This is a genomic window from Bacteroides sp. 519 (assembly GCF_010500955.1).
Classification (GTDB): domain Bacteria; phylum Bacteroidota; class Bacteroidia; order Bacteroidales; family Bacteroidaceae; genus Bacteroides.
In genome coordinates, this window is sequence record NZ_QVMJ01000014.1 from 200253 (window position 1) to 219746 (window position 19494).

Consider the following 19494-nt stretch of genomic DNA (forward strand, 5'->3'; position numbering starts at 1 on the left):
CGTTCGCTCCCGCGCGAACATTTGTACCCCCCCGCACTACAGCAAGCCGCCGAACGTTATGGGCAAGGCTGAAAATAAACATACAAATGACAGAACATAAAAAAATGGTATATAAAAACAGAACATACATAGCATTTGACGGTGACAGTGACATCCGTTATTATTGGCTAATGAAAGCTTGGAAACATAATTCAAGAGATTTTTTTACGGATTTCAATTTTTATGATGCTCACGACATTAATTCTGCACGAGATACATCTCAAGAGCAATCCATTAAAAAACAGCTTTTGGAAAGACTTGACAACACAAAACTCTTTGTTTTATTAGTCGGTGATTCAACAAGGTACTTATATAAGTTCGTGAAATGGGAAATTGAGCAAGCAATTAGCAGAAAGTTACCAATTATCGTTGTAAATCTCAATGGAAAAAGAGAACTTGACATTGACAAATGTCCACCTTTGCTAAAAGACCAGACCGCAATACATATAAGTTTTAATCAAAAAATAATTGAACACGCTCTTAACAATTGGGAATCCCAATTTCAAAGTTTAAAACAGCAAGATAAATACGGACCTTTCTATTACACTGATGAAGTTTATAAAAGATTAGGTCTATGATAAAATTTGAGCATTTCGCTTTTACAAAACGATATTGGGAATTTTACAAGTTACGTGTAATATCTTGGAATTTTGTCTTCGATATATGTAAATGGCTTGGTGGTTTTTGGCTTATTATAGAACCATTAAGTTACTTTTCTTCTGACTTCGAGAGTTTTATAAAACCAAAAGGCTTATGGTTATTTGTTGCAAGTATTTTAATTACAACTGTCCAAAACAGACCACGACTTAAATTCAAATATTTCATTAAGAATAAGGATGTTTATGTAAATATTGTAATTGGAGACCTTTTAAAAATGAGTAAAAAGGACATTGTTATACCTACTAATGTTCATTTTGTCACAGAGCTTTCCGATAACTTGATTTCAGAAAAAAGCGTACAAGGACAATTTACAAGAAAATATTTTGATTCGTACAATCATCTTGACGCAGACATTAATGACAATTTAAATGGCGCTGCATACATCGTAGAAAATCCACCGTATCTTGGAAAGGATAGGCAATATCCATTGGGAACAGTTGCCAGACTATCAATTAAGAAGAATAATAAAAGAATATTTTGGTCTTACTTATTTGCACTTGCAAAATTAAATCAGCACGGAATTTGTCAATCAAATATTGCCGAATTTCAGGAGACATTGCCATCATTATGGAGTTACATTCAAACAAAAGGTGAATTATCCGACATCGCAATGCCAATTCTTGGCTCAGGATTTTGCAGAATTGATTCTTCACGTGAGGATTTATTTAAAGAAATTTTACTATCCTTTTTAGCTGCTACAAGAAATTCTAAATTCTGTAAGAGTCTGACATTTGTAATTTACTATAAAGATGTTTCTGAAATGAATATCGATCTCGAATCAATCAAAGAATTCACTAGATACCAAACATCATATTTCTCTAGAGAAAGTAACAATGAAACAGGACAAAGACAGGGACAAGCAATTGGTTGACAAAAGAAGCCCAGCCCATAACAAGCATATTGGCAAAATGGTGGCAAAAGTCCCGCAGAAAGTTTATGTAGAACTTGCAAGTTTGTCGTCCGTGGAACGGTGGTGAGCCGTCACTTCGCCAATATGCTGGACGTTATCGGCAAGTGGGCGTGCAGAAAATGTTACAGTACAAATAAAAAATAAAAAAATATGAGTTATTATCCCCCAATATCAATAAAGCAAGCGATTGATAAAATAGATTATAATCAATACTTATTGCCTGCAATACAGCGAGAATTTGTTTGGAATCACAGACAAATTGAATTACTGTTTGATAGTCTAATGAGAAATTATCCTATCGGTTCACTTTTAATGTGGAAAGTTCAGGGAGAAAACAAGTCAAATCACAGATATTATAGTGTGTTGAAAAATTATAGGGAAAAATACAATACCCATTGTCAAGAAGTAAATACAGTTTCAATTCCAGATTTTGAAGCAGTATTAGACGGACAACAACGACTCACTGCTCTTTATATTGGTCTAAAAGGTTCATACGCATATAAAAAGAAAAATTTCGCATGGAAAGATAATGAACATTCAATTCCTACAAGAAAATTGTATTTATGTCTCTCTGAAAATTCTATTGACGAGGAAGATAATGAAGATGGAGCAAAATATGATTTTAGATTCCTGACAAAAGAAGAACTTGAAAATTCAGATAAAATCTGGTTTGAGGTTGGAAAAATTTTAGCTTTAAATGGTACTTTTGAATTAAATCAATTTCTAAAAAAGAATGATTGGGATTCAGATGAATATATCAGTAATACGCTTTCAAAACTATTAGATGTTATTCATGTCAAAACCCCAGTTAATTATTATTTGGAATTGGAGCAGGACTATGATAAGGCATTGAACATTTTTATCAGAACAAATAACGGAGGAGAAAAACTATCATATTCCGATTTGATAATGTCCACAATCATTTCAGGTTGGGGTTCAAAAACTCTTTCTGCAAGGGATGAATTTAATAATCTCATAGATGAGATATGGGATTCTACTGAAATAATCATAGACAAAGATTTAATTATTAGAACATATCTTCTCATTTTTAGCGATGATATTAAGTTTCGAGTAACAAACTTTTCATTAGCCAATGCAAAAGAATTCAAGGATAATTGGGAAGATATAAGAGCTTCTATTGTTGAAGCTATTGAATTGATAAAAGACTTTGGTTATGTAGAGAGAACTCTAACTTCAAAAAATGCCATATTGCCTATAATTCATTATCTTTTTGTTAGCAATAGGACAAAGCAATTTACAACAAAAATTGCATATAAGAAAGATAGAACCTTAATCAGAAAATGGTTTCATGCGGTAATATTAAAAAGAATTTTTGGTGGTCAAGCTGATACTGTTTTAAAATTAATTCGAGATGTTGTCAAAGAAGAAGTAAATAAAGGAACTGAAACATTTCCTACTCACGCAATAGCGAAAAAGCTTTCTAAAACACGAAAATCAATAACAATGGACGATGAGTCTATTGAAAATCTTTTATATACGACTTATGAAGATAGGTATGCTTTCCCTATTCTTGCTTTATTATATCCTCACTTAGATTACAAAAATAATGACTTTAACAAAGACCATATATTCCCTGTAAGTTCCTTTATAGCAAAAAATCTTAAAAAACAAGGTATTGATTTAAGTCAAAAAGGTGCAAATTACTATACAGAAAACTGGTGTTACAATGGAATCGTCAATCTTCAAATGTTGGATAGCAATGAAAATAAATCTAAAAATGATAAGTCTTTTGAGGAATGGGCGAAAACTAATAAAATAGACTATACAAAACAAATTTTACCCAAAATCACAGAATTCTCAAGATTCATAGAATTTGTTGATGCAAGATGGGAGATGCTTAAGGAAAAACTAAGTGAGGAATTGAAATTTTGACAGTATAATAGGAGAATGCCAGGCACTGAACGTTACCGTCCCAATTTCCTCTTCCGTTTATTCCCCGATTCTTCCCCAGAAGTATCATACAAATGAGTCGGAATAACATCCAAAATAGAGAGGTCAACCCTGATTGTCCTCTCATTTTTTATTGTTGCGGTGCTTAATTCTTGATTTTTAGTCATTTCAGGAGTGATTTTTGGCGATAACTCTTTATTCAGTTTCGAATAGCTGTACATCTTCGCAACCTTAGAGCCACTAAAAGAATAACCATTCTTAGAAAAAACAATACCTTGAATCTCGTTGCTATTTTCTTTTGTTTTGAAGCGTACATTTATCTTTGCCGATTCCATATATTTGGTAAATTCATCCCAGTTAGTAGATAAATGCAAAGATTCGCCAATCGTTCGAAATATCTCATGCTTGGTTTTATCTGGCTCTCGAAGTCTGTGCATTTTTACACTTCTTCTTTCGTTTGAAGCGTAGTGAAGTTCATATTTTAGCGTAAGTTCTTTGCAGATTTTACCGCTTCTTATCCTGTCGTTTTTGTCAGATATGGTTTTTCCGTTGTTATCTACTCGATTATAACAGATATGAATGTGTGGATGGGATTTATCAAAATGCCGACCTATGATATATTGAGTATTTTCAATGCCCATTTTTGCCATATACTCATGAGCTATCTTTAGCATAAATTCGTCAGTCATTCGGTCTTTGTCCTGTGCGGAAAAACTAAGAACCGTATGCCCGACACATTTTGATACCTTGCTGTTTAGTTCTGCTTGCAATTCAAAACTGCTAATTATAGATTGGTTGTCTAAATTGCGAACCCCCTCATTGTCTATTAATGTTGCACCTTTTTTATTATCAAGAATATAGTTCACGGTGTTTTTAAAAGAGCAACTTTTCAGAACCTTAGCTATCATTGTTTGATTTTGTTTAGAAGTTCGTCTATTTTCAGGCAGGTATTAGTACAATCTTCTGTGATATAGCTAAAATCTGATATATGTGCTGCTTTTGCCAATTGGTTGAGATTGTTTGCCATGCCCGCAAGTTGACGGATGTACTCTATTTGTATTGAACTTAATCGTTGAACAACTTTTCCATCAAGAATCAAACATCTGGCACACTCACTCGTTTTCATCCCTGCTTCATCAGCCTGTTTCCTCAAGGCTTTGAGCTGGGTTTCGTCTAAGTAAATTGCTACACGGAATCTTTTTATTTCATTTGCCATTTTGCGAGGGCGTCCACCTTTCCCTTTATTCTGATTCTTTTCTTTCTGCATAATTTCAAGTTTGAGACCAACGGGATTTAAAGGTTTTCCAGCATGGGAAACATAAACTTGCCACCTAAAAATCCCAGTGTTATTTTAAGAGCTATATTATTTCTAATATATACCACACCGCACAAACCCAACTAGCCGCACAAATATCAATTTTATTATTGATTATCAGCATGTTGTGCGCTTATGTTTTATGTGTAAATTGCAACAAAGCGCACAACTTTTTGGAATTTTGTGCAATATTGTGTGATTCTGCACACAATAAAATTTTCTTAATCGACTGATATACAGATGTAATTCAAATATTTGTATGGCTTGTGCGGGTTGTGCGGTCATACTAATTTCTTGTATAATCCACGTTGGAAATTATCGAATAACTTTCCTCTATATGCTTTTAGAAAGCGGTTGAAACTATCTCTTGACATACCATATGATTGAGCAATAGTTACTCCGTTAGCGGTAGAAAAACAATTTGGCAAAGCATTATATAACTGCCGATAATTGCTTGGCAAGTCTTTTAATATTTCGGTTGAATTTAATGTCATTTGTACTCTTAAGGCAGTTCTACGGAAATATTCAGTTATCAATATAGCTGCATCAATACTGGCACAATCAATTTGTTCTTTCCCTGCTTCTCCGCATCGCCACCTAATCATTTGCATGATTAAACTAAACCGAGATATGTATATTTCCAGTTTGCTATAAATTCCCTTTATGGCTTCTTCATCCTCACTATTGGATAAATCGGTATTGTATTTATGCCATTCATATAGTTTTTCCCATGCTTCGGGAGAATAAGATATTACTTTAGGTAATGGCATATTGTTCTTGTCTACGTTTTGTTCTAAGCTAAGCAGTCCCTCTATAATTGACCTCCAACTATTAAAAACGTTATCAGGTAACATCTTAATACTCCAATATTCCTTTTTTATTCTTTGAGGATAAACAAATAAAATGCGGTCTATGAATCCATTTTTTGAACGGCTACCCTCTGCCAAATTTCTAAGTAGTCCGGGTTGTATTGTTCCTGCAACAGAAATATAAGGTCTTTTTATAGATATCGAACCTCTCATGTTCTGCCTGTTTATTTGTATAGGAGAGGCACTATATGCCATCAGCCAGAATTGCTCTTCTGAACCTTTGTTATACCGATTGAAGTTATTAAACCAAGCCGCTAATTCATCTGCATAATATACTATGCCTCTTGCATTGATGCTAAGAATAGAGGAAAGGCTTTCAGGTGTAATATCGGAAACGACATACTTTTTCAACTGTGGTTCGATTGGAAAATCAGAAATCCCCTCTTCCTCCCTTTCCTTTTTTGACATATTGGCAATTCGGTCATATTCAGCAATAGCCTTTTTATACACTTCATTCGCTTCTATATCTTTGTCTAACAAAGGAGAAATCGCAAATGCAAGAGGATGCGTTTTATTTATACCCGGGCTGCCAACAATAGCCATGTATAAGATTGCGGTTTCTTCCCATCCTTTCTTCACTTCGATGCTATGGGTATTCCCGATGGCTACTGCGCAAGAGAAAAATAGCGATGGAGCTATATAATCAATCGGGTAATCAATACATTCGTTCGTGGAAAGAATAATATCTTGAATCTGTTTAGGGAATATATGTACAGGAAATTCGGATTTATCAAGCCCGAAATTCTCAAGATATTCTTGAACTATTTTAGGTGGAGTTGCATTTTTCATTGTTTTACATTTTAGTAAAAACGCCACCTGTAATAGATGGCGTTTAGCATGTTGAAAGAAATAAATTGATTGAGAAATTACACAACCGCTGTCGTGTATTATTTATTATTGTAAGCCCTTATCGAGCTTTCGAATATTCGATTATCTGGAGTCGTTTTCAGTACACCAAGGGCAACTAAATCGGAAACTTTCTTGTGAGAGCGACCAAGTAATTTTGCCACCTGATTAATACTATATGTCTTTTCGACTTTTTCTTCGGGAACAATTTTTCTATCAAATACCTTTTCTATGATACTTTCAAGCTCTGTCGGTGTTGTTACAATTATTTTTTCCATGATTGAAGGATTATAATATTATTGAATCTTTCTATTTATTATTTTTTATTCTTAGATTTGCACTGCAAATATAGAAAAAATAAAATGTCAATTATATAAAAACTTTAGCCATTGCTATATTTTTTATATAATTTAACTTATATGAATTATAATATGATGGATTTAGGTAGAATCAGAACATTATGTGAGAAAAACTATATACCATTGAAGAAACTGGCTTCTGATATAGGTATCTCAGAGCAAACCATTCACTTAATGTTACGACAAAATACAACTAAGCTATCAACACTAGAAGCTATAGCTCAATATTTTGATGTAGGCATTGGCTATTTCCTTCAAACCGAGCAAGAGGAAAAAGAGACTTTTTTTGAGGAATTAAAAGCATCCTTAAAATTCACTTATGAATATGATATACGAACTTTATTTAAAGTTGAAGAGGAACGTTTGCTAAAAGAATCGACAGAATTAAAAGCTTTTATTAAAGAAACAGAATCATTGATTGACAGAGAAATGCAAATTGATGATACTATCTTGTTTACTCGCTCAATGCAAGATGAATCAATACGAAATTTATTCATCACTTTAGGTCACTTCCCGAAAGAAGAATTGAGAAGATTAGAATTGATATGCGATAATATATTAGCTCAATTATATGATATATTAAGAGATGAAACAATTAAGCCGTTCATCCGAGAAGAAATGTTTTCTGCAAAAGACATAGATGTAATTCTAAAAACTTACTTCTTAAACGATTCTATATTATTGAAACCTAAAATATGGCTAATCAAAAAGGAACAAAATAACTTTTAGATTATTATTCGAACTATAAATTCTAATAAACAGCTGAAAATCATCTAAGAATAAACAGAATAGTTGTTCTTCTTAAAATAATGCATTACATTTGCAAATATAACAGCCGTGATAATTACGGTCGTGATATTTAAAAAGAAGATTGATATGAAGTTTTATAATCGTGAAACAGAACTGGAAGCATTGAGCAAGATGCGAGATTTATCCTTCAAGGAGCATTCTCAAATGACTGTACTGACAGGGCGTAGGCGTATTGGCAAAACAAGTCTGATATTAGAAAGTTGCAAAGGAACAGATACAGTCTATTTATTTGTAAATCGTGGAAACGAAGCTGCTCTTTGCAAAAGCTTTGCAGAAACGATAGTGCGTGAGTTTGATATATTTGTTCCCGAAGAAACAAGCTTTGCTCGGTTGTTTACCTTTTTGATGGAACTGGGAGAGCGAAAGAAATACAACTTGATTATAGATGAATTTCAAGAGTTCTTTTACATCAATAAAGTTGTTTACAGCCAAATACAAGACATTTGGGATAGATACAGAAAAAAGACGAATGTAAACCTGATAATAAGCGGTTCAGTTTATACTTTGATGAATCGTATTTTTAAAGAATACAAAGAACCTTTGTATGGTCGTGCAGATAGTCTCATGAAGCTATCCCCTTTCTCTACAAATGTAATTAAGGATATTCTTAAAGATTATAAATCAGATTATTCGAACGATGATCTGTTGGCATTATATACCTTTACTGGCGGTGTCCCAAAGTATATTGAGCTATTCATGAATCAAGGGGCAACCAATATAGAAGCGATGGTTGATTTTATGATACGTTCTGAATCTCCATTTTTAAGCGAGGGAAATATTTTACTTATCCAAGAGTTTGGACGTAAATACGGAAACTACTTTTCTATTCTTACTGCTATTGCTAACGGAAAGAATACAATTCCAGAAATAGAAGAAGCTTTAGGAGATACGAGTGTCACAGGGCATTTAAAGCGTTTGGAAGAAGATTATGAATTGATTAAGAAGAAACGCCCGATATTCGCAAAAGAAGGAACTCAAACGGTGCGCTACGAGATATCCGATATGTTCTTACGTTTTTGGTTTAGGTATTTCATCAAATACAATGATTTAATAGAATCACAGAATTTACCTTTATTAGCTGATATCATAAAGAAAGATTATCCGACCTATTCGGGCTTAACTCTTGAAATGTATTTCCGCCAAAAAATGATGGAAAGCCATGAGTTCCGCAACATCGGCTCGTGGTGGGAGGGAAAGAAAAGCACGGAACAAAACGAAATAGATATTGTAGGCATCTATGCGGATGATAAACGAGCTTTAGTTGGTGAAGTGAAACGGCAACGTAAAAACTTTAAGCCTGAATTATTTAATGCGAAAGTAGAAGCGATTAGAAAAAAAGCACTTTTCAAATACGAAATTGAGACAAAGTGCTTAACTTTGGACGATATGTAATAACAATAAATATTGTTCGAAAATTGGTCGAACAACAGATTTTCAAAATATAACTTTCTGATTATCAGTACAAAAGAAATAGAGTTCGAATCCGCCAGGAACCTCAGGGGACCCTTTCAGAATTAATCTGAGAGGGTTTTTCTTTTTAAAAGACACGATTATGTAGGGTCAGTCCTAAAAACCCGGTTGCAACTACTTAAAAAAAGTGATGAAGTCAGGAGAAGAAGCGCCCAATATTTGCAAAAGAAGGAACTCAAACAGTGCGTTATGAGATATCTGATATGTTCTTACGTTTTTGGTTTAGGTATTTCATCAAATACAATGATTTAATAGAATCGCAGAATTTACCGTTATTAGCTGATATCATAAAGAAAGATTATCCGACCTATTTGGGGTTAACTCTTGAAATGTATTTCCGCCAAAAGATGATGGAAAGTCATGAGTTCCGCAACATCGGCTCGTGGTGGGAAGGAAAGAAAAGCACGGAACAAAACGAAATAGATATTGTTGGCATCTATGCGGATGATAAACGAGCTTTAGTTGGCGAAGTGAAACGACAGCGTAAGAATTTTAAGCCTGAATTATTTAACGCGAAAGTAGAAGCGATTAGAAAAAAAGCACTCTTCAAATACGAAATTGAGACAAAGTACTTAACTTTGGACGATATGTAATAACAATAATGGAGGAGTGCCAAAAGTTCGACACCCCTCCAATCCACGAGGGCGGTTTTACCTCAAATTCAATCTGTTACCTTAAAAACTAACTCATTACCGCTTTGACTGTCGCCGGCAACCCATAAACCAAAGTCGCCTGCTTCGACAGTTTTAACCATATCTATATTCCAGAATGCTAGTTCTGCAACTGGAAGTTCAAATGTTACAGTTTTCTTTTCACCCGGTTGAAGCATTATGCGTGTAAAGCGTTTCAGTTCTTTCACCGGACGGGTTACAGAACCTACTTTATCCCGAACATACAACTGAGCAACTTCTGTACCTTTGTATTTACCTGTATTTTCAAGGCTGAATGAAATACTAAGCACATCTTGTTTCTTCAATTGGGAAGATGCTATTTTTACATCGCTATACTCAAATGTAGTATACGATAAACCGTAGCCAAACGGATATAACGGATCGAATCCGGCATCCAGATAGAAAGAAGTATTTCCTAATGATGTTTGTCCGGCTTCCAGCGGAATATCATTTATCAGCGTTTCGTTCTTCTGTGCGGGACGGCCCGAATTGTTATGTGCATAATACATCGGTACCTGACCAACCATTTTGGGGAACGTTACCGGAGTTTTTCCGCTTGGTACTTCCTTACCAAACAATAAATCGGCAATTGCAGGACCTCCCATTGTTCCGGGATGGAAATTGTACAATACAGCAGAAGATAACTCGGCTTCTTTACCAATAGTTAACGGCCGGCCGGCCATTACAACAGTTACTACAGGTTTACCGGTTTTAGCTAATGCAGCTATCAATTCGGATTGAGCACCAACCAGGTTCAGATCGGCCAAACAGTGTGCTTCTCCCGAAAGAATAGCCTCTTCGCCCACAAAAGCCAAAACAACATCTGCTTTTGCAGCGGCTGCCGCAGCTTTGGATATATTAGCCGTGTTCTTATCGCGACTATAAGCCAAGCCTGGTTCATAGATTATTTGTACTTTATCGCCATACATCTCACGAATTGCATGGAGCGGCGTTTGTGTGTGCGATTTCTCACCATCGAACACCCATGTGCCCATCTGATCATGTGGGGCATCTGCCAACGGACCTACTATAGCTACTGTTTTTACATTGCCATTCAATGGTAATATTCCTTTGTCGTTCTTCAACAAAATAGCCGATTCGATGGCAGCACGTTTGGCAGCTTCCAAATGAGGAGTATCGTATAATACAGAGGGTTGTTCTTCATCCACAAACGGATTCTCGAAAAGTCCCATACGGAACTTAATGCGCAGAATGTTTCGCACAGCATTGTCTATTGTAGACTCCTTCACCTTTCCTTCTTTTATTAACTCAGGCAGATATTTCACAAAGGTATAGCTTACCATTTCCATATCTACTCCGGCATTAACAGATTTCAATGCTGCGTCTTTTTCATCCACTACAAATCCATGCGGAATCATTTCGGAGGCCGAAGCCCAGTCGGTTACAACAAAGCCATCGAATCCCCATTCCTTGCGGAGAACATCTTCCAGAATAAATTTATTTCCAGTTGATGGAACGCCATCATTATCGTTAAATGAGGTCATGTAGGTTGCGGCTCCGGCACGAGCTGCTGCTTCGAAAGGCGGCAGATATACATTGCGCAACAAACGTTCGGGAATAAAGGTTGAGTTATAATCGCGTCCTCCTTCGGCAGCTCCATAACCCACAAAGTGTTTAGGACAGGCAGCTACAGATGTAGGATTATTCAATGAATCTCCCTGAAATCCTTTTATCATAGCGGCTCCCATTACAGATGTAAGATAGGTATCTTCGCCACATCCCTCGGCCATTCGTCCCCAACGTGGATCCCGTGCAACATCAATCATTGGGGCAAATGTCCAACGGATACCTACCGACGAACATTCGATTGCTGCTACACGGGCGCCTACTTCGGCAATCTCCGGATTAAACGAAGCAGCCTGACCCAACGGTATGGGGAATATGGTTTTAAATCCATGAATTACATCGCGTGCAAAGATCATGGGAATTCCCAAGCGGGATTCTTCCATGGCAACACGTTGCAATGCGTTTATCTTTTGCGGATCGGTTTCGTTAAGGATTGATCCTATTTCGCCTTTCTTAATGAGGCCGCTCATATCTTCGATATTACCAAAAGAACTAATCTGGTTCATTTGGCCAATCTTTTCTTCGAGGGTCATTTGAGAGAGGAGATTGTCTATTCTGGTTTCTAACCCTTTATCTTTGTTATCGTGCTGCTGTTGTGCGCATGAAAACAAAAACAAAAAAGGTAAACAGGCAGATAGTGCTTTAAGTTTCTTCATCATAGTTTTTCTTTTTACAGTTTCTGATTCCTTTAGGAGTTAAAGGGAGTTATCGCTTTGGCTTTACTAACTCCTTCCATTCTTGAATATAGTTCCAATTTTCAACCGGTTTAAACATATTCTTCCCTGAATAACTTCTAGTCTTAATGTATGTTTTCCTGTCGTCATCGGAATCGGTCGGGATATGGTATTCCACACATTCTCTGTTACACCTGTGGCAGGAAGTGTTATTACGATGTTGTCCACATCCCCATCTAATTTGATAACAACCTTTGAGTCGAGCGTAGCAGCATATCTTAGTTGGATATCGTGGTTTGCTGTTTGAAACATTTCGACCTGATATTCTACCCACATGCCCTTCGTAAAGTTGACAAGTTCTAATATTCCGCCTTCCGGATCGGTGGTAGGTTGCAGTGACGGACCATCTACCCATCCATCTTTACCTACGCCCTCGGATATACAACTGGCAGCATAATGCTCGGCCTCAATTATTTGGTTTTGTACATAATATATGTTTCTGTCTAGCGAAGACATATTCACAAAGACTTCTCCCAACGGTGTTAATCCGGCAGGCTGTGCCTTATTTAAAAGAAACATATATGGATAATCATTCACCCCTTCATCACCACGAGGTATAAACCACGCATAACGGGCAATCATTGGGTCGCTTTCCATGTAGTTAACAATGTCACTCAGGTATTTCATCTGCATTGTAGGTGTCAGTTCGCCCTCAAAAGCACAGAACTCAGTCATCCATATGGGTTTACCATATTTTTTAAAGCGTTCAATATAACTTTTCGTTGCAGATGGCCACGACATGTAACAATGTATAGCAATGCCTTCGAACTCACTGACCGGAACCAGTTTGAAAAATTCGTCGAGCCACACAATGGGGTCACCATAACCTGGCAATGTACCATAATTCATGGCTGGCGAAATAACTTTCAGTCCCAATTCTGTAGCAATGGTTTTTACCTCCTTCCATTTTTCCGCAGCCTCACCAGGAGTCATATTAGCCTGATCGGTGAGGTTGGGCTCGTTAAAAGCTAACAGATACTTACATTGTGGGTTACGTGCTTTGTATGCACGAAGTTTGTTAGCATCGATACCATTCCAAGCCATAGGACAGAAATCCATTTCGTTGTTTTGAAAGGGTTGATCGTATCTTTCAATCTGATCCGGTCCCCAGTTATACGACCAAGAGATTCCTTTTGCTAACAGATCAATGTCTCTGGTAGTATCGAAGTTGAAAGAAACACCACGTTTCGCACTACGCGATTGCGAAACAGGATCGGGAATATCAATCCCCGGTTCTTCTGGTACTTCCGGTTCTCCTATTTTGCTTGAACTATCGCATGAGATAAGAAGAACGAATACTATCCACCAAATATATGTACTTACTTTCATTGTTTCTGGAAAACTCTTATATAGTCTATTTTCATTGTTACAGGTAGAGCAGTTTCATCTACACCTTTATATCCACCCCAGTCACCACCCCATGCCAAGTTAAGTATAGGATAGAAAGCATATGTAAATGGCCATACACTTTTGCCCGTTCCTTCGTTGGCGAATGTCATCAATTCTGTTCCATCGACAAAGAATTTCAGATACTCGGGTGTCCACTCGCAGGCATAAACATGAAACTCCGATTCGGCTGTACCGATATTGCGAGACGCAGTTTTCTGGGTGCCTATGGTGTGATTGTAAACTTGAGTATGAATAGAAGACGACACAATATTGGCATCAACTCCTACTTCTTCCATGATGTCAATCTCGCCACAACCCGGCCAGGGATTGGTAGAGAAATTATTGTTTACCGGCATCATCCAGAAAGCTGGCCATGTTCCTTTTCCTTTAGGAAGCTGAATACGTGCTTCGAAATATCCGTAAAGCCATCCTTTGCTTACTTTGGCATAAACACGTCCTGAATAAATTTTACCATCGGAGCCTTTGAAACAGTTGATATTCAATTTGCCGTCTACCAATTCAGTGACACGCTTATTGTCAGCCGAACCATTCACATAGGTTTGGAGTTCATTGTTTACCCATCCTGGTCCTTGCACCTCGTGTGTCCAGTCACTACCAAGGGTGGTACCCTCGTTAAACTCATCGTGCCAAACGAGACGATAGCCTTCAGGGGTGTTGATATCACGATCTTCGGCCGATTCTTGGATAACACTTACTGTGATCTTCTCTGTACCCGAGGTTACTTCGAGTGTCCCCTTGCGGGAAGTCTTGTTGTCATTAGGTTCGGTGGTAACAGCCACTGTTTTGCTATCCGTCTTTTCGGCCTTCATCCAACTATCGTTAGATTTTACGTTCCAATCTTGTGTAGCAACAATAGATAATATAAGGGTTTCGCCAGTGGAGTGAGCATAGATTTCACTTTTGGAAACTGACATCGGGGCTTCCTGCGTAATAGGTATAGTGATACGTTTGGTTCCCGATTTGATGACCACAGAACCGTTGCGCAGTTCTTGTCCGTTATTCGCATGAACTGTAACAATCACTGTTCCCTGTTTATTCAGTGCGCCATTCACTTTTATTGCAACCCAGGAAGTGCAATCATCACTGGCATAAGCAGTCCATTCACCATTGCAAGTAATATTCAATGTATACTCTTCTTTTGTTGCATTGGCTTCTACTTTTTCGGGCAAGCATGTCAGCATTACATCTCCTGTTGGAGGGTCATTTGCTTTGTCGTTACTGCAAGCAATAAAAGGCAATAAAAAAAGTAATATCAGATTTAAATGTTTCATGTATTTATTGTTCTTTATACCATTGATGTATGTGAGGGTGTGTCAAAAAAGAACTTTTGACACATCCTCATAATTAAATACATTACTTTGGGTTATGCTTTTGAATTATAATATCACTTATCTGGATAGTTACATCTGCCGGAGTTCCACCTAAGTCGAAAATTAACTTGGCTTGGTCAAAAGAAACCGGATCATTGCCATTCATACCTGTTACTTTTGCAAAGCGAAGAATATTTTCTCCTTTCTTTAAAACTACATTGGTTTTAGCGAAAAGAGCATTAGGATCACCATCCACATCCGGATCCTTATTTACCTTAACAGTAAACCGGTCTACAGACACGTTTGCTACAACTTTGCAAGCTATATCGTAATACTCACCGCCTTCAATATTCAAAGGAACTTCTTTAATTGTACATTGTCCTTGCCATGGATCTGACGTAGCATCTTTTGTTGTAATGGTATAAACGCCATCTGCATAAGAGAAATCGGGATCACCAATCTGCGCCCATCCTGAATCAGCAAACCAGAATGTCATTTCACCCTTAGTGTTGAAACCGGCACCTAAGTTCTCAGGAGCATCTACTGTGCACCAGTTAACTTTCTCCGGATCAAATCCTTCTTCAACAGCCTCGTCGTCTCCGTTCACCAAAATAATCTGCCAGCTGATGCCAGGAAGATCAATAACCAAAGTCATGGTTTTGCTAGTCAATTCAGTAACCAGATATGTTATTTCACCATTCATTTGTGCATCATTAGCTATATAAGGAAACAACGTTTTAGCAGGTAATGTAATGGTTACACAATCCAGTTCGGCATTATAACCTAAGTTGTAAGTAACTTCACTCAAAGCACCATTTACACCTACACAAGGAGTGCTATAATCGCCTTCTGCACCTGTTACCCCCAAAGTTGTAACCCCAGCATTACAGAACGTAAGTTCATCTTCACCTGCACTATACTTATAGGTGCCTTCGGAAAGTTTTTCACCTGTGGTAAAAGAAATCCGGTCATCATACATACCTTCTCTTGCTTTTTCTTCTTCACCGGCAGCCCACCATCCAGCGGGATCTGTAGGAGATGGTCCACAGCCCAAATGTCCGGTCTTAGCACTGTAAACTCGCCACTCTTTTGTGTCTTTATTGGTTAGTTTTGAAACAGCATCAGAGAAATCATATCTTGTGGTATTTATTGTAAATAACCCCTCTGTCGAGGCATCACTGATACCATTTTTATTTCCTACTTTCAATGAATAGGTATAATCACCGGCAAGGGTAATAACAGCAGTGCGATAACCATTAACTGTCGTTTTAATGGTTTTATCAGCATTAATTGTCCAAATAGGATATACACCTTTAGCTGCTTCACCATCATTTGTTGTAATACTGAATGTAGCTATGTTGGTTTCCTGATCAACACTTACAACTGGTTTATAATCTGCCAATTTGGGTATGCCAGCTTCCGATGCTCCCGTAAATTCTTCAGGCGAACATGCAGTCATTGCCAAACCTGCAATTAACACCCCTGCTATGTATTTTAAACTATTTTTCATACTGTTTATTCTTTAATAGAGTTAAGGAAAACTATTTATAATCGTTCTGAATCAAAGCCGGGTCGCTATCTAACTCTCCCTGTGCAATAGGAATGTGTTTCTTTTTGGCAGTCCAGGAATTGGTACGATAACCATACTCATCGGGCACAAGTGCTGTAGTGGCTTTGTTCTTGGTTGATGCTCCACTGATTCCTTCGGCACGCACCAGGTCAAAGTAACGTTTACCTTCACCTACGAACTCCAAACGACGTTCGGTTAGTACATCATCAACCGATATATTATCGAGTCCTGTTAATCCGGCACGGGTACGAACTTCGTTCAACCATGTTTTGGCTTCACCACTGCCGCTACCACCAGTACGAAGAGAAAGTTCGGCTGCGTTAAGCAATGTTTCTGCATAACGGTAATAGCGGTAGTTGTTGTTATAGTTCAGGTTCTGGTCGAAAGAAGCTTGCTTGAAATTTTTGTCGTATGGGCGGTACTTCTGCAACCAGATGTGGGTGTCTTGATAGCGTTGTGTATATTCCACATTGTTGGCAATAACCCAACAGGTAGCATCACGACGTTTGTCTTGTGCGTTGAACATTTCATAGGTTTCTTTACGCATGGGCATAAATCCCCAACCGTCGTTACCTTTTCCCCAACCCTCGTCACCGGGGAATGAGTTGGGAGAAATCAGTGTAGGCATCACTGTACCACCAACAGCCAACGGACTACTCCATCCACGTTCACTATTCGTTTGTTCGTAGTTGATTTCCCAAATGGATTCAATACTCCATTCGCCTTCTGTTTCCCAGATGTTAGCGTAACTAGGGTTCAGTTGGTAATCAGAACTAGCAATAAGCTCTTTCATATATCCCAAAGCTTTTGGAAAACGGTCTTCATCATTCTGGTACATTACCATTTCAGCATACATCATATAAGCCATCGCCTGAGTAACACGACCTAACTGGCCTTCATCATTCTCTATTACTTTCCCATCTTTGAGTCCCTTATAATATTTCATAGGTAACACCTTCGAATCTATTACAGCCTCAAGTTCTGCAATCAACTCACCATACACCTGATCGGCTGTATACTGTGGTGCAGTATAAGGAGGTGCAGAAAGATTTTCCAGATAGAAAGGTACATTGCCAAAATAGTGCCACAACATGTTGTAATAGAATACGCGAAGCAAACGAGCCTGCATTTCATAGCTCTTGCTGTTTTCAGGTGTAACATCTGTTGCCCATCCCAAATATTTTAAAAGGTCGTTACAACGTTTGATACCTGAGTAGTCTACTGTCCAAAGAGAGCTAAGTGTGTTGTTTTCGTTACCTTCATAGTTAAACAGCATGTGCCAGTTTTGCATATCTGTTTTGGTGGCACCACCTACCCAGAAGTTATCACCCATAATTTCGCCATCTATATTCAGGGCATTGTATTGTCCCAATCCCCAGTCGGCCCAATGAATAGGGTCGTAAGCAGCGATCAACGCTTCCTGAATATGTTCATCTGTTGTATAATATTCTTCCAATGGTTCGCCTGTTGGGTTATCCACCTCGAGGAAACTCTTTTACATCGCCTTTTCTTGATGTGTATACAGGTAACACTTTCAGTATTAATAATAAAAGAATGGGCATACTAATTTCTTGTTCCCCAATGGCAGTCCCCACTTTTTGCAGAAATGCTTTCTTTGCCGGTAGTTTATAATCTTCAAGATATGCATACTTCAATAATTCATGAATATTTTCTTCCTGATGCATGTTTTTTCTTCCTTTCATATAGCGTTCATAGCAGTTTGACGCCTTTTCGTATTCAGCAAGGCACTCTTCCAAATCCAGATCTGGTGCAATTTGTTTCTGCGTTTCGCTGCACAACTCGCGAAATATGCAACGGGCAGTAAAAGGAGGAATATTGTTTAGGCTGTTATTTGAATTCAGTTTATAGCCAATATATTCGCCCATCTCTTGATTGGTGTTGCGAAATAGTCGTAGATGAACTGTTTTTTTAAGTTGTTCGCGTAATATCAGGTTAAGCTCCTGTTGTTGGTTTGTGGATGGGGTTATTTTCTCTCTCATATTCATAGATGTTTGGTGGGGCAAACTTAAATAAAAAGATGCGATTATTCGGTTTTGAACAGATTTTTTTGAACACAAAATCAGCCATAAATAAATCTTGCCAACCATTATTCATCTGTTTAGTTATTTGATAACCTTCAAGCTGTAGTAAAAACAGAAAATAGTCTTGTTTACCACCCTCTACAAGCGTTGTAGGGCAGATTTTAGTGCCCATTTTCAAAATGCTGCATTTTGCATTGATGAAATGCTGCATTTCGTTCGAACAAAATGCTGCATTTCGAAAGTGTGAAATGCAGCATTTTGAAACAACGATTTGCAGCATAGTGAAATAGTAATGATTTATAAATGAAAGAAAGTTGACAGATGGTGTTTTTTAAGGGTTTAATTTTTCTATTTCTTCCAAAGAAAGTCCTGTCAATTCTTGAATTGTATGCAAAGGAATAGAATTGGATTTCATTTTGCGGGCAACTTCAAGAATACCTTCTTCGCGACCTTCTTCACGTCCTTTTTCACGTCCTTCGGCAAGGCCCTTTTCAAGTCCTTCGGCAAGCCCCTCTTCGCGACCTTTTTCAAGTCCCTTAGCCAATCCTTTCTTTTCGGATGTTTCCATCACACTATACCAGTCGCGGTAGTTCTTCAAACTGTCTTCGTACTCAACCAGTTCCTTACGGTTGAAGCGGGCTATTTCGGCTGTCTCGAACAGGCGGGTAAATATACGTTCTTGTAGGGCAGCAGGGCGTTCCATTAATCTGGAAAGATTACGAAGCACAAACATCCATTTATCGAACATGTTTTCCAGTTCGTATTCGGTTTTATTAAACTTGGGCATCTCCAAGTAAATGAGCGTTAGCTTATCATAAAACACTTCCTGCGTGGCTATATCTACAAGTCTTACTTCGTGATGGTAATAATCGTTGTTGCTGTTGTCGAACGTAAAGTTAAGGATACCAACTGTATAAACGGCTTTCAGCTCATAATTCCAGCTCTTGCCTTTCACTGCTTGCTCGCGAATGGGAAATGTGG

General features: G+C 37.7%; 17 protein-coding genes and 1 pseudogene. 6 read left to right on the plus strand and 12 right to left on the minus strand.

The features are described 5' to 3' along the window. Nucleotides 1–86: 86 nt before the first annotated feature. The 3 genes from D0T85_RS13345 to D0T85_RS13355 all read left to right on the plus strand — a co-directional run bounded on the left by D0T85_RS13345 (nt 87) and on the right by D0T85_RS13355 (nt 3502). Entirely contained in the window at nt 87–617 is a 531-nt protein-coding gene (locus D0T85_RS13345) for a TIR domain-containing protein (RefSeq protein WP_203558479.1), read from the plus strand. Continuing rightward, on the plus strand, nt 614–1570 hold the full coding sequence (locus tag D0T85_RS13350; protein WP_163214015.1) for a macro domain-containing protein: 957 nt from the start codon (nt 614–616) through the stop codon (nt 1568–1570). Before D0T85_RS13345 ends, D0T85_RS13350 begins: the two co-directional genes overlap by 4 nt. A 189-nt stretch (nt 1571–1759) precedes the next feature. Further along, nucleotides 1760–3502 carry a DUF262 domain-containing protein gene (locus D0T85_RS13355; protein WP_163214016.1) on the plus strand — a complete coding sequence of 581 codons (1743 nt, stop codon included), beginning with the start codon at nt 1760–1762 and terminating at the stop codon, nt 3500–3502. 32 nt (nt 3503–3534) lie between these two features. On the opposite strand, the gene D0T85_RS13360 is transcribed toward D0T85_RS13355, so the two are convergent. The 4 genes from D0T85_RS13360 to D0T85_RS13375 form a co-directional block, all read right to left on the minus strand. Continuing rightward, entirely contained in the window at nt 3535–4428 is an 894-nt protein-coding gene (locus D0T85_RS13360; protein WP_163214017.1) for a relaxase/mobilization nuclease domain-containing protein, read from the minus strand. Continuing rightward, entirely contained in the window at nt 4425–4787 is a 363-nt protein-coding gene (mobC, locus tag D0T85_RS13365; RefSeq protein ID WP_163214018.1) for a plasmid mobilization relaxosome protein MobC, read from the minus strand. Before mobC ends, D0T85_RS13360 begins: the two co-directional genes overlap by 4 nt. Before the next feature lie 329 nt (nt 4788–5116). Next, the gene (locus tag D0T85_RS13370) at nt 5117–6493 is read right to left on the minus strand and encodes a DUF3987 domain-containing protein (protein WP_163214019.1); all 1377 of its coding nucleotides are present in this window, start codon (nt 6491–6493) and stop codon (nt 5117–5119) included. 98 nt (nt 6494–6591) lie between these two features. Beyond that, nucleotides 6592–6828, minus strand: a complete 237-nt coding sequence (locus D0T85_RS13375) for a hypothetical protein (RefSeq protein ID WP_163214020.1) — start codon at nt 6826–6828, stop codon at nt 6592–6594. 141 nt (nt 6829–6969) lie between these two features. Here D0T85_RS13375 and D0T85_RS13380 point away from each other — a divergent pair, with 141 nt between their 5' ends. The 3 genes and pseudogenes from D0T85_RS13380 to D0T85_RS13390 form a co-directional block, all read left to right on the plus strand. Then, nucleotides 6970–7638, plus strand: a complete 669-nt coding sequence (locus D0T85_RS13380) for a helix-turn-helix domain-containing protein (RefSeq protein WP_163214021.1) — start codon at nt 6970–6972, stop codon at nt 7636–7638. A 147-nt stretch (nt 7639–7785) separates the two neighbouring features. Further along, the gene (locus tag D0T85_RS13385) at nt 7786–9111 is read left to right on the plus strand and encodes an ATP-binding protein (protein ID WP_163214022.1); all 1326 of its coding nucleotides are present in this window, start codon (nt 7786–7788) and stop codon (nt 9109–9111) included. A gap of 221 nt (nt 9112–9332) precedes the next feature. Then, a pseudogene (locus D0T85_RS13390) lies at nt 9333–9782 on the plus strand (DUF234 domain-containing protein); the annotation flags it as partial. A gap of 68 nt (nt 9783–9850) precedes the next feature. Here D0T85_RS13390 and D0T85_RS13395 read toward each other — a convergent pair. The 8 genes from D0T85_RS13395 to D0T85_RS22800 all read right to left on the minus strand — a co-directional run. Continuing rightward, nucleotides 9851–12103, minus strand: coding sequence for a glycoside hydrolase family 3 N-terminal domain-containing protein (locus D0T85_RS13395; protein WP_163214057.1), 2253 nt, complete (start codon nt 12101–12103; stop codon nt 9851–9853). Between the two features lie 66 nt (nt 12104–12169). Beyond that, entirely contained in the window at nt 12170–13510 is a 1341-nt protein-coding gene (locus tag D0T85_RS13400) for a glycosyl hydrolase (RefSeq protein ID WP_163214024.1), read from the minus strand. Then, nucleotides 13507–14862: a family 16 glycosylhydrolase gene (locus D0T85_RS13405; protein WP_163214025.1), complete on the minus strand. Its 1356-nt coding sequence runs from the start codon at nt 14860–14862 to the stop codon at nt 13507–13509. Before D0T85_RS13405 ends, D0T85_RS13400 begins: the two co-directional genes overlap by 4 nt. An 82-nt stretch (nt 14863–14944) precedes the next feature. Then, nucleotides 14945–16411, minus strand: a complete 1467-nt coding sequence (locus D0T85_RS13410) for a hypothetical protein (RefSeq protein ID WP_163214026.1) — start codon at nt 16409–16411, stop codon at nt 14945–14947. 31 nt (nt 16412–16442) lie between these two features. Further along, nucleotides 16443–17951, minus strand: a complete 1509-nt coding sequence (locus tag D0T85_RS13415) for a RagB/SusD family nutrient uptake outer membrane protein (protein WP_163214027.1) — start codon at nt 17949–17951, stop codon at nt 16443–16445. Beyond that, on the minus strand, nt 17944–18471 hold the full coding sequence (locus tag D0T85_RS13420; RefSeq protein ID WP_163214028.1) for a hypothetical protein: 528 nt from the start codon (nt 18469–18471) through the stop codon (nt 17944–17946). Before D0T85_RS13420 ends, D0T85_RS13415 begins: the two co-directional genes overlap by 8 nt. Beyond that, nucleotides 18425–18685 (minus strand): hypothetical protein, encoded by a 261-nt coding sequence (locus D0T85_RS13425; RefSeq protein WP_203558480.1) that lies wholly within the window; start codon nt 18683–18685, stop codon nt 18425–18427. The genes D0T85_RS13420 and D0T85_RS13425 overlap by 47 nt, the downstream gene beginning before the upstream one ends. A gap of 159 nt (nt 18686–18844) precedes the next feature. Then, nucleotides 18845–19494 (minus strand): Rpn family recombination-promoting nuclease/putative transposase (locus tag D0T85_RS22800; protein WP_239060713.1); only part of this gene is annotated, 650 nt, incomplete at its 5' end.

Excerpts from the sequence above, each read along its gene's own strand:
- D0T85_RS13345 (WP_203558479.1), top strand. The coding sequence starts at position 87 with ATGACAGAACATAAAAAAATGGTATATAAAAACAGAACATACATAGCA.
- D0T85_RS13350 (WP_163214015.1), top strand. The coding sequence starts at position 614 with ATGATAAAATTTGAGCATTTCGCTTTTACAAAACGATATTGGGAATTT.
- D0T85_RS13355 (WP_163214016.1), top strand. The coding sequence starts at position 1,760 with ATGAGTTATTATCCCCCAATATCAATAAAGCAAGCGATTGATAAAATA.
- D0T85_RS13360 (WP_163214017.1), bottom strand. The coding sequence starts at position 4,428 with ATGATAGCTAAGGTTCTGAAAAGTTGCTCTTTTAAAAACACCGTGAAC.
- mobC (WP_163214018.1), bottom strand. The coding sequence starts at position 4,787 with ATGCAGAAAGAAAAGAATCAGAATAAAGGGAAAGGTGGACGCCCTCGC.
- D0T85_RS13370 (WP_163214019.1), bottom strand. The coding sequence starts at position 6,493 with ATGAAAAATGCAACTCCACCTAAAATAGTTCAAGAATATCTTGAGAAT.
- D0T85_RS13375 (WP_163214020.1), bottom strand. The coding sequence starts at position 6,828 with ATGGAAAAAATAATTGTAACAACACCGACAGAGCTTGAAAGTATCATA.
- D0T85_RS13380 (WP_163214021.1), top strand. The coding sequence starts at position 6,970 with ATGAATTATAATATGATGGATTTAGGTAGAATCAGAACATTATGTGAG.
- D0T85_RS13385 (WP_163214022.1), top strand. The coding sequence starts at position 7,786 with ATGAAGTTTTATAATCGTGAAACAGAACTGGAAGCATTGAGCAAGATG.
- D0T85_RS13395 (WP_163214057.1), bottom strand. The coding sequence starts at position 12,103 with ATGAAGAAACTTAAAGCACTATCTGCCTGTTTACCTTTTTTGTTTTTG.
- D0T85_RS13400 (WP_163214024.1), bottom strand. The coding sequence starts at position 13,510 with ATGAAAGTAAGTACATATATTTGGTGGATAGTATTCGTTCTTCTTATC.
- D0T85_RS13405 (WP_163214025.1), bottom strand. The coding sequence starts at position 14,862 with ATGAAACATTTAAATCTGATATTACTTTTTTTATTGCCTTTTATTGCT.
- D0T85_RS13410 (WP_163214026.1), bottom strand. The coding sequence starts at position 16,411 with ATGAAAAATAGTTTAAAATACATAGCAGGGGTGTTAATTGCAGGTTTG.
- D0T85_RS13420 (WP_163214028.1), bottom strand. The coding sequence starts at position 18,471 with ATGAGAGAGAAAATAACCCCATCCACAAACCAACAACAGGAGCTTAAC.
- D0T85_RS13425 (WP_203558480.1), bottom strand. The coding sequence starts at position 18,685 with ATGGGCACTAAAATCTGCCCTACAACGCTTGTAGAGGGTGGTAAACAA.